The organism is Streptomyces bambusae (genome assembly GCF_020532645.1).
In the GTDB taxonomy this organism is placed as follows: Bacteria; Actinomycetota; Actinomycetes; order Streptomycetales; family Streptomycetaceae; genus Streptomyces; species Streptomyces bambusae.
This window is the reverse complement of the sequence record NZ_JAJAUZ010000027.1, coordinates 66,891-77,508: the sequence shown is the minus strand read 5'-3', so window position 1 is coordinate 77,508 and position 10,618 is coordinate 66,891. Positions and strand designations below refer to the sequence as shown.

Annotated in this window: 5 protein-coding genes; 2 read left to right on the top strand and 3 right to left on the bottom strand. The window is 72.1% G+C overall.

What is annotated here, in order from left to right:
• Nucleotides 1-24 precede the first annotated feature (24 nt).
• Nucleotides 25-1,107 carry a YhgE/Pip domain-containing protein gene (locus tag LG634_RS19985; protein ID WP_226735249.1) on the top strand — a complete coding sequence of 361 codons (1,083 nt, stop codon included), beginning with the start codon at nucleotides 25-27 and terminating at the stop codon, nucleotides 1,105-1,107.
• Between the two features lie 120 nt (nucleotides 1,108-1,227).
• Here the strand turns inward: LG634_RS19985 and adhE are convergent, their stop codons facing one another.
• Entirely contained in the window at nucleotides 1,228-3,855 is a 2,628-nt protein-coding gene (gene adhE / locus LG634_RS19980; protein WP_226735248.1) for a bifunctional acetaldehyde-CoA/alcohol dehydrogenase, read from the bottom strand.
• A gap of 289 nt (nucleotides 3,856-4,144) precedes the next feature.
• Here adhE and LG634_RS19975 point away from each other — a divergent pair, with 289 nt between their 5' ends.
• On the top strand, nucleotides 4,145-5,059 hold the full coding sequence (locus LG634_RS19975; RefSeq protein ID WP_226735247.1) for an alpha/beta fold hydrolase: 915 nt from the start codon (nucleotides 4,145-4,147) through the stop codon (nucleotides 5,057-5,059).
• Nucleotides 5,060-5,127: 68 nt separating this feature from the next.
• Here LG634_RS19975 and fxsT read toward each other — a convergent pair whose 3' ends face one another.
• A complete protein-coding gene (gene fxsT / locus LG634_RS19970; RefSeq protein ID WP_226735246.1) occupies nucleotides 5,128-9,069 on the bottom strand; it encodes an FxSxx-COOH system tetratricopeptide repeat protein in 3,942 nt (1,313 codons plus the stop codon).
• Nucleotides 9,053-10,498 (bottom strand): TIR-like protein FxsC, encoded by a 1,446-nt coding sequence (locus LG634_RS19965; protein WP_226735273.1) that lies wholly within the window; start codon nucleotides 10,496-10,498, stop codon nucleotides 9,053-9,055. The genes fxsT and LG634_RS19965 overlap by 17 nt, the downstream gene beginning before the upstream one ends.
• Nucleotides 10,499-10,618 lie beyond the last annotated feature (120 nt).

Sequence of the window (10,618 nt, the reverse complement as noted above, 5' to 3'; positions counted from 1 at the left end):
ATCCGGCGCGCCGACCGTGGGGGCATGACACCGACGGACGCAGACCCCTCCCGGGGCTTCCTCGCCGAGATCAAGGACGCAGTCACCATCCGGGCGGCGCTGCTGGTCGTCGGGGTGCTGGCGCTCCAGCTCGCCTTCGTCACCTCGTACATCGGCGCCTTCCACCAGCCGAAGCCGCACGAGATCCCGCTCGCCGTGGTGGCCCCCGCCCAGCCGGTCGCCGCGCAGGCGGTACGGCAGCTCGCGGCGCTGCCCGGCGACCCGCTGGACCCCGAGGCGGCCGCCGACGAGGCCACCGCGCTCCGGCTGATCAAGGACCGCGAGGTCGACGGGGCGCTGATCATCGACCCGGCCGGGCGGACCGACCGGCTGCTGGTGGCCAGTGGTGCGGGCGCCTCGCTGTCCCAGGCCCTCGAACAGGTCGTGACGCTCGCCGAGGCGGGCCGGCAGCGGGCGGTGCGGGTCACCGACGTGGCCCCCGCGGACCGGGGCGACGCCCGCGGGCTGTCCTCGTTCTACCTGGTCGTCGGCTGGTGCGTGGGCGGCTACCTGTGCGCCGCGATCCTCGCGATCAGCGCCGGGGCCCGGCCCGCGAACCCGGCGCGCGCCGTCATCCGGCTCGCCGCGCTGCTGGCGTACGCGGTCGTGGCCGGGCTGCTCGGCGCGGTGATCGCGGGTCCGGTGCTGGGCGCGCTGCCCGGCAGCATCGCGGCCTTCTGGGGGCTCGGCACCCTGCTCGTCTTCGCGGTCGGCGCGATCACGCTGGCCTTCCAGGGGCTGGCCGGGGTGGTCGGCATCGGGCTGGCGATCCTGCTCGTGGTGGTGCTCGGCAACCCGAGCGCGGGCGGGGCGTACCCCTACCCGCTGCTGCCGCCGTTCTGGCGGGCGATCGGTCCGGCGCTGCCGCCCGGCGCGGGCACCTACGCGGCCCGCTCGATCGCGTACTTCAAGGGCAACGGCATGGGCCCGTCGATGCTGATCCTGGCCGGCTGGGCGGTGCTCGGGGCGGCGGTCACCCTGGCCTGCGCCCTGTTCCGGCGGGGCGACGGCGGGCCGGCGGTCGGCAGCGGCCTGGACGACCCGGCGGACGCCCCCGCGGCCCGCTGACCGGCTGCCGCACGGACGCGGACGCACGCATGCACGTACGCGCACGCACGGACGCACAGACGCACGGAGCCGCCGCTCCCCCGGGCCGGGGAGGCGGCGGCTCCGTGCGTGCGAGCGGTGTCAGCTGCCGGTCGTGCCGTAGTAGGCCCGGCGCATCAGCTCCTTCATGTCGTCGAGCATCGGCATCCGCGGGTTGGCGGGGGCGCACTGGTCGGCGTAGGCGTTGAGGGCCTGCTGCGGGAGGGCCGCCAGGAAGGCCGCCTCGGGCACGCCCGCCTCGGCGAAGGAGGCGGGGATGCCGCAGGCGGTGCGCAGCTCCTCGACGGCGCGGGCGTACGACTCGACGCCCTCGGCCGGGGTGGCGGCCGGCAGGCCCAGCATCCGCGCGATCTCCTGGAACCGCTCGGGGGCCCGGTAGACCTCGGCCTTCGGCCACGGGACGGCCTTGTGGGTGACCGTGCCGTTGTGGCGGATCACGTGCGGCAGCAGGAGGGCGTTGGTGCGGCCGTGCGGGACGTGGAAGGTGTTGCCCAGGGTGTGCGCCATGGCGTGGACCAGGCCGAGGAAGGCGTTGGCGAAGGCCATGCCGGCGATGGTGGACGCGTTGTGCATCTTCTCCCGCGCCTCGGGGGCGGCGGCCCCTTCGGTCACGCAGCGCTCCAGGTTCTCGAAGATCAGCTTGATGGCCTGGAGGCACAGCCCGTCGGTGTAGTCGTTCGCGTACGCGGAGACGTAGGCCTCGGTGGCGTGGGTGAGGGCGTCGAAGCCGGAGTCGGCGGTGACCGACGGCGGCAGGTGCATCGGCAGCACCGGGTCGACGATCGCGACGTGCGGGGTCAGGGCGTAGTCGGCGAGCGGGTACTTCTGCGCCGCGGCCGGATCGGAGATGACGGCGAAGGGCGTGACCTCCGAGCCGGTGCCGGAGGTGGTCGGGACGGCGACCAGCCGGGCCTTCTCGCCCAGTGCGGGGAACCGGTAGGCGCGCTTGCGGATGTCGAAGAACTTCTCCTTGGTGTCGGCGAACTCGACCTCCGGGCGCTCGTACATCAGCCACATGATCTTCGCGGCGTCCATCGGGGAGCCGCCGCCGAGCCCGATGACGGTGTCGGGCTTGAACTCGCGCATCAGGGCGGCGCCGGCCCGGACGGTGGCCAGCTCCGGGTTGGGCTCGACGCCGTCGATGACCTGGACGGCCACCGCGTCCTCGCGGGCCTGGAGGATGTCGGTGACCTTCTGGACGAAGCCGAGTTCGGTCATGGTCCTGTCGGTGACGATCGAGACCCGGCGGATGCCCTCCATCTCGCCCAGGTAGCGGATGGCGTTGCGCTCGAAGTAGATCTTCGGCGGGACCTTGAACCACTGCATGTTGGTGTTGCGCCGTCCGATCCTCTTGATGTTGAGCAGGTTCACCGCGGTGACGTTGTCCGACACCGCGTTGTGGCCGTACGAGCCGCAGCCGAGGGTGAGCGAGGGCAGGAAGGCGTTGTAGACGTCACCGATGCCGCCGAAGGTGGAGGGCGCGTTGGCGATGACACGGACGGCCTTGACCCGGCGGCCGAACTCCTCGACCAGGTCGGCGTCCTCGGCGTGGATGGCGGCGCTGTGCCCGAGCCCGTTGAACTCGACCATCTGCGCGGCCAGTTCGATGCCGTGCGCGGTGTCCTCGGCCTTGAGTGCGGCCAGCACCGGGGAGAGCTTCTCGCGGGTGAGCGGCTCGTTCTCGCCGACCTCGGCGCACTCGGCGAGCAGGATCGAGGTGCCGTCGGGGACGGCGAAGCCGGCCCGTTCGGCGATCCACCGGGCGGACCGGCCGACGACGTCGGCGTTGAGCCGGGCGCCGGCGCAGTCGGCGGCACCGGCGGTGGCGCCGAAGACGAACTCCTCCAGCTTGGCCTTCTCGGCCGCCGACACCACGTGCGCGCCCAGCCTCCGGAACTCGGCGATGCCCCGCTCGTAGATCTCCGCGTCGAGGATGACGGCCTGCTCGGAAGCGCAGATCATGCCGTGGTCGAAGGCCTTGGAGAGCACGATGTCGTGGACCGCGCGGTCCAGCCGGGCGCTGGTGTGGACATAGGCGGGCACGTTGCCCGCGCCGACGCCGAGGGCCGGCTTGCCGCACGAGTAGGCGGCCTTGACCATCGCGTTGCCGCCGGTGGCGAGGATGGTGGAGACGTCCGGGTGGCGCATGAGGGCGCCGGTGGCGGCCATCGAGGGCTCGGCGATCCACTGGATGCAGTCCTCGGGCGCGCCGGCGGCGACGGCCGCGTCGCGGACCGTGCGGGCGGCTTCGGCCGAGCAGTGCTGCGCGGAGGGGTGGAACGCGAAGACGATCGGGTTGCGGGTCTTCAGCGCGATCAGCGCCTTGAAGACGGTGGTCGAGGTCGGGTTGGTGACCGGGGTCATCGCGCAGACCACGCCGACGGGTTCGGCGATCTCGGTGATGCCGTTCAGTTCGTCGCGCCGGATCACGCCGGCGGTCTTCAGCCCGCGCATCGAGTTGACGACGTGCTCGCAGGCGAAGAGGTTCTTGACGGCCTTGTCCTCGAACAGGCCGCGGCCGGTCTCCTCGACCGCGAGCCGGGCCAGTTCGCCGTGCCGGGCCAGGGCCGCCAGGGAGGCCTTGCCGACGATGTGGTCCACCTGCTCCTGGGTGAAGCCCTCGAACCGGCCGAGCGCGGTGCGCGCCCGCCGGACCAGCGCGTCCACCGTCCCGTCCACCCTCTCGTCCGCGGTCCCGGTGGCGTCCATGGCGGCAACTCCTTCGTTCGGCCCCTTTTTCCCGATGTCCCCATTCGACACCCGGAAGCGGAATCAAAGGCGCCGAAAAAGCCCTCGAACGGCGGGCCGAAAGGCCTTTCCGATCTTCCCCGAACTCGCCGGACCCCTTCCTGACCAGGCAAGATCATGAGGGTCCAAAGACCCTCGCGAGCTTGTGAAAGTTTTCACAAGAATTTCCCGAAAGTGCGCCCTACCGCGCTCCGGGCGCCCCGGGGACAATCACCGTGACGGCTTGCAGCGACCGTGGAGGAGGGAGCGCGTGCGCAGTCGGGTGCGTACCGCCGACGGACGAAAGCTGACCGTGGAGACGCTCGGCGACCCCCGGGGCACCCCGGTCTTCCTCCTCCACGGCACCCCCGGGAGCAGACTGGGCCCCGCGCCCCGCGGGATGGTCCTCTACCAGCGCCGGATCCGGCTCATCACCCACGACCGGCCCGGTTACGGCAGCTCAGACCGCCGGCCGGGCCGCTCCGTCGCCGACGCGGCCCAGGACGTGGCCGCGATCGCCGACGCCCTGGGACTGGACACCTTCGCCGTGGTGGGCCGCTCCGGCGGCGCCCCGCACGCCCTGGCGTGCGCCGCGCTGCTCCCGGGCCGGGTGACCCGGTGCGCGACCCTGGTCGGGCTGGCGCCCCGGGACGCGGACGGGCTGGACTGGTTCGACGGCATGACCACGTTCAACGTGCGCGAGTACACCTCGGCCACCGCCGCCCCGGAAGAGCTGGCCGCCCGGCTGATCCCCCGCTCCGACGCCATCGCCCGGGACCCCGGCCGGCTGCTGGAGGAACTGCGCCTGGAGCTCACCGACAACGACCGGATCATCGTCTCCGACGCCGGGCTGCGGCTGATGCTGGAGCGCAACTACCGCGAGGGGCTCCGGCATTCGCCGTACGGATGGCTCGACGACATCCACGCCTTCTCCGGCCCCTGGGGCTTCGACCCCGCGGACATCACCTGCCCGGTGCTGCTGTGGCACGGCGAGCAGGACGTGTTCTCGCCGGTGGGGCACTCCCGCTGGCTGGCCCGCCGGATCCCGCGGTCCACCGCCGCCTTCGAACCGGCGTCGGCACACTTCGCGGCCTTCCGCGCACTCCCCGAGATCCTCACCTGGCTGGTGCGCGACCGGGACGCGGACCGCGACGGCCAGGACCCGCCGCAGCAGCGGTCCGCCTAGGGACCCGCCGCAACACCTCCAGGGGGAAAGGCGCGGCCCGGGTGCCCCGGACCGCCCCCTCCTCCGCCTCACACCGCCAGCGGCTCCAGGTCCCGGTGCACCCGCCGCTCCTCGCGCGCGTACCGGGTCAGCCCGTGGTCCTCGCCCAGCAGCCGCTGGAGCTCGGCGGCCGTCTCCTGCCGCAGCCGGGCCGCCTCCTCCTTGCGCCCGATCCGGTCCAGGCTGATCGCCATGTTCGAGGCGCAGGCCAGGGTCTCCGGGTGGTGGAACCCGAGCACCTCGCGCAGCCGCCCGACCGCGACCCGCTCGATCTTCAGCGCCCCCGCCGGATCGCCCAGGTCGGCATGGGCATTGGCCAGGTTGAGGGTCGCGAAGATGGTGTGCGGGTGGTTGTCGCCGAGCACCTCGCGCATCACCCGGATCGCGTCCTGGAGCATCGGCTCGGCCGTCTGCGGCGAGCCGGTGCCCCAGTGGAAGACCGCCAGGTTGTTCCGCGCCGCCAGGGTGTACGGGTGCCGCTCCCCCGGCACCTTCATGTACTCGTCCACCACCTCCTGGGCGATGTCCCGGGCCGCGAGCGGGTCGCCGGTGGCGAACAGGTCCGCGGCCAGGTTCAGGTCGCAGGCCAGCAGGTCCGGGTTGACCGAGGTGTACTTGGCCCGGTAGCGGTTGCGGGTGGCCGTGGTCAGCCGCAGCGCGTCCTCCAGCTGCCCGGCCCGGCGCAGCGACACGGCGAGGTTCTTGGCGGCCGACAGGGTGCCCGGGAAGGCCCGGCCCAGGGTCCGCTTGTACACCTCGTACGCTCTGCTCAGGAGCTGCACCGAGTCCTCGTAGCGGCCGACCTCGCGCAGGTCGCGGGCGAGGTTCTGGGCCGAGGAGAGGGTGTACGGGTGCTCCGGGCCGAGCACCTCGGTGCGTCGGTCGAAGACCTCCTGGTCGATCTCGCGGGCCCGCGCGTACTGCCCGACCATGCGCAGGTTCAGGGCCAGGTTGTTGGCCGCCGCCAGGGTCCGCGGGTGGGCCTCGTGGAAGATCTGGCCGAAGCCCTCGTGGGCCTCGGTGGCCAGCTCCATCGCCCTGCCGTACTGGCCGAGCGCGCCCAGGTTCATGGCGAGGCCGCTGGTGGTCATGTACGTGTGCGGGTGGGTGGGGCCGAGCGCCCGCCGCTGGCGCTCCAGGGTGACCTCGTCCAGCTCCTTCGCCTCCACGTAACGCCCCTGCGAGCGCAGGATGTTGGAGAGGTGGAAGCGCAGGTAGAGGTACTGGAGGTCGTCGTCGCCGAGGGTCTCCTTCCAGACCTCGCGCAGCTCGGTGCCCAGCTGGTGTGCGGCCTTGAAGTCGCCGCGCTTCCAGAGGTAGCGGACCCGGTCGATGAGCAGCCGCCGGGTCTCCGGCTCCCGGCAGTACCGGGCCTCGGAGGTCGGCAGGTGCGGCCAGATGGTGGCGAACCGCGGCCAGGTCTCCGGGTTGTCGATGGGCTCGTCGTCGTCGGGCCGGGCGCCGCCGAGGATCCGGTGCACGGCGTGCCGGGTCTCGCGCTGCTCCTCCTCGCTGAGCTGGGCGCGGATCACGGCCTGCACCAGGCGGTGCACCTGGATGCTGTTGCTGACCTGGTCCACCTTGGCGAGGGCGAACCGACCGATCTCCCGGATGACCCGGCCGAGCACCAGCTTCTCCTGGAGCGAGGAGTCGTACGGCTTCAGGGCGTCGATCATCTCCTTGCTGTAGAGCAGGTTCGCGGAGATCGGCTCGGGGGCGAAGAAGGCGCACAGCTGGAGCAGCCGGACGGCGGCGGGCGAGCGGCTCTGCAGCCGCTCTATGGACACGTTCCAGGTGGCCGCGACGGGCTCCGGGTAGCCGGCGGGCTGGTTGAGGGCGAGGACCCGGGCGGCCTGCTGGGCCAGCTGCTCCAGGTACGACTGGACGGGGGTGGCGGTCTCCGCGATCCACGCGCCGGCCTGCTCGACGGCCAGCGGCAGGTCGCCGACGGCGGTGGCCACCTGGTCGGCGTCGTCCGGGGTGAGGCCGGGGGCGCGCCGCTGGAGGTGCTCGACGGACTCCTCGCGCAGGAACACGTCGACGGGCAGGGCGTCGCCGTACTGGGACCAGCTCTGGTTGCGGGAGGTCACCAGGACGTGTCCGGGGCCGCCCGGCGGGAAGAACCGCTTGACGGTCTCGGGGTCGTCCGCGTTGTCGAACACGAGCAGCCAGCGGGACGTGGGCACACCGCGCCGCAGCAGGTCGATGGCCTCCTGGGAGGCGGCCGCCATGTCCTCGCCGGTCTGCGCGCCGAGCCGGACGGCGAGTTCCGCGAGGCCGGCGACCACGTCGTCGGTCTGCTCGGAGGAGATCCACCAGACCAGGTCGTAGTCGGCCATGAACCGGTGCACGTACTCCAGCGCCACCTGGGTCTTGCCGACGCCGCCGAGCCCGAAGAGGGTCTGCGGCTGCGGCAGCACCACGGAGATCCCGCCGCCGAGCTGGTCGCGCATCCGCTCCAGCACGATGCTGCGGCCGGTGAAGCCGGGGTTGCGGGGCGGCGCGTTCCAGATCTTCGGGACTGTGCCGGGGAACCGGGGCCCCGGCGTGCCGCTGCCGTCGGCGGGCTGGACGGGCCGTTCCATCGCGCGCAGCAGTGCGGTGGTGGCGTGGGCCTCGTCGAGGCGGAACAGGTCGACGGGGTTGCGGTCGATGTAGGGGGTGCTCAGCCGGACGTCGCCGACGCGCAGGGCGACCAGCCGGCGGCCGCCCGTGGGGTCCTCGGCGGCCGCCCGCTCCCACACGTCGACGGCCCGCGCGGACTTGAGGTAGGCGCTGGAGAGCAGCACGACGGTACGGGCGGGGTTGTCGATGCCGAAGCCGCCGCCGAGGGTGTCGCCGGGCCGGGGTTCGGCGGAGACGTCCCTCGGGACGACGCGGAAGCCGGCCCGGGTGAGCACCGACTCGATCCAGTCGGCCCACATCCGGTTCTCGGCGACGTACGAGAGGAACAGGTCGGCGGGCAGGGCGGGGCGGCGGCGGGTGAAGGCGTCACGGATCCGCAGCCGGACCTCCTCGACGATCGAGGGCATCGCGGTGACGGTGCCGCCGGAGACCACGGCGGTGAGCCGTTCGAAGGCGGAGAGCAGCGAGTTGGTGAGCCCGGCCTCGTCGCCGAAGGTGGCCAGGGTCTCCTCGTACGCGTAGTAGGGGCGGTACGGGATCTCCACGGCGCCCCAGTACGCGGTGGCCTCCTCGCCGGCGAGGCCGGTGGGGAAGCGGTCGAACTTGAGGCGGGCCAGCGCCCGGCCGGCGTCGGCCTTCTCCTTCTCGCCCTCGTCGATGCGCATGGGGACCGGGTAGATGGTGATGTCGCGGCCGCCGTAGCGGTCGTGGACCTGACGGGCGACGGCGGCGGCGCCGTCGATGGACTGGTCGGAGAGGGTGAAGCAGTCGACGAGCACGTCGGGCAGGTGGAAGGTGCAGATGTCGGCGATGTCGCTGAGCCCGGTGCGGCTGTCGATGAGCACGTAGTCGTAGTGGCGCTTCATGTCGGCGCGCAGGGCGTCGAAGAACAGGCCGCCGCCGAGCCGGTCGTAGAAGTTGTCCCAGTCGAAGGTGGAGACGGTCGCGGAGTACTCGCGGTTCTGCCGGCCGGCGGAGACGAAGTCGAGGGTGCCGCCGGCGGGGAACTCCCAGCCGAGGTTCTCGGGGGTGAGGGAGACGGCGTGCTGCTGGATCCGCGCGTAGTCGGTGTGCCAGTCGTCGGGCCGCTCGGCGGGGCTGGTGGCGGCCCAGGCGTACTCGGTGATCAGGTCGATGACCCCGGTGGTGGCGCCGAGCGTGGACGGGTCGAGGAACGGGTGGAAGAACCGGTGCAGGCCGGGGGCTTCCAGGTCCCAGTCGACGGCGAGGACCCGCTTGCCGTTGGCGGCGAGGATCCAGGCGGTGTTCGCGAGGGCCATGGTGCGGCCCGTACCGCCTTTGTACGAGTAGAAGGTGACGATGCGTCCGTCACGACCGGTGCTCATCCGTGTCCTCCGCATCGGGGCCGAATTCGTCGTACTCGGGCAGCGCGTGCTCGTGGTGCGGCTTGTCGAAGCGCGATCCGGTGGGGAACGGTGCGGGCGGCGGCAGCGGGGGCGGGGTGCCGCCGGTCATGCCCATCGGGCCTATGAGACGGGGGCGTTCGCCGTGCCGGCTGCCGGCGGGCGGATAGACCTGGGCGTGTCTGAGGAACTGCTGGGCGGCGGCCTCGACCACCTGCGGGAGGATCTGGCCGAGGGCCTCCATGTTGTGGACGCCGTTGGCGGCGACCCGGCAGGCGGCCCGGCCCTGGCTCATTTTGACCGGCATCGTCTCTTCCAGCCGGTGGATCAACTCGGTCTCCTTCGCGTGGCTCTGGTGGTCCAGCCGGTTCCACGGCACGACCACGCTCACCCAGGGCCGGGGGTCCTGGTCGAAGGCGGCGAGCCGCTGCCTGCGCCGCTCGTCGGCCACCGCCCAGCGGTCGACGAGCAGGATCTCCGGGCGGATGGGGGGCTGCTTGCTGTCGAAGTGACCGGCCTCGTCGTCGAAGGAGGCCATGACGGTCTGGTAGTTGAGCGAGCGGACCAGGTCCTCGGCGACGTGTGCGACGGGCCGCCGGGAGTCGGGGTGGTACGGGTTCCACTCCAGCGCGGAGTCCCCGTAGTACTCGGAGCTGCGGCCGTCGGGCAGGTCGTGCCGGGTGCCGGCGGCGACGGTGATCTGGAGGGTGCGGCTGGCCGGTGCGGGGCCGCGGCCGGCGGCCCGGCCGCCGAAGGCGCTGGGCACCATCCGGTAGTCGACGGGGCGGCTGGACTGGAGCCGGACGGATTCGGCGACGCGGACGATGCGTTTGGCGAGTTCGTAGACGGCGCGCTCGTACTGCTCGGCGTAGGAGCGGAGTTTGATGAGCCCGTACAGGCCGTCGGTGACGTAGCGGTCGCCGAAGGTGTTGTGGTTGAACTGGAGGCGTTCGGCGGGTCCGGGGAGCTGCGAGGGCGGCACCGGCACCCACAGGGCGGGCACGATGGCCTCGGTGGGCTCGTTGTTCAGCGCCCCGTGGTGGATCGCACGCTGGGCGAAGGCGTACCACTCCTTTCCGCACATCTCGCTGGCGAAATAGCGCGGCGAGAACAGCGGGACGAAGACGAGGCACGAGGCGAGGGCCGCGCCCAGGCGCTCCGACCAGCCCTCGCCGGAGCGAATCTCGCGGTCCATGAATCCCGCGGGGGATCCGGCCGGGAGATCCGTCAGGGCCATCACGTGGCCGCACAGATCGCGGAAGAGCCGTTCGACCCACATGTCGGGGTCCGGCCCGCCGGCTCCGTACCTCGGAGTGTGCGCATAACTCAGAAAGAAGTACGGCTGCGCTGTTGAAGGCACACGACCCCCGTCCCGTGACCACTGCTCACATCGGGTGGAGCGAGGAAACATCATTCCGGAGCTTCCATGCCACATCCCCCCAACCTTCAGTCAATCAACGCCTATTTTCGGTCATCCGGGCAGGAGTGTGCGGGTTATCCGGGGAATTCCCCGGAAGGGCCGGACATCGGG

Bases quoted from the DNA above. Each gene is read 5' to 3' on its own strand.
- LG634_RS19985 (WP_226735249.1), top strand. From the start codon at position 25: ATGACACCGACGGACGCAGACCCCTCCCGGGGCTTCCTCGCCGAGATC.
- adhE (WP_226735248.1), bottom strand. From the start codon at position 3,855: ATGGACGCCACCGGGACCGCGGACGAGAGGGTGGACGGGACGGTGGAC.
- fxsT (WP_226735246.1), bottom strand. From the start codon at position 9,069: ATGAGCACCGGTCGTGACGGACGCATCGTCACCTTCTACTCGTACAAA.
- LG634_RS19965 (WP_226735273.1), bottom strand. From the start codon at position 10,498: ATGTTTCCTCGCTCCACCCGATGTGAGCAGTGGTCACGGGACGGGGGT.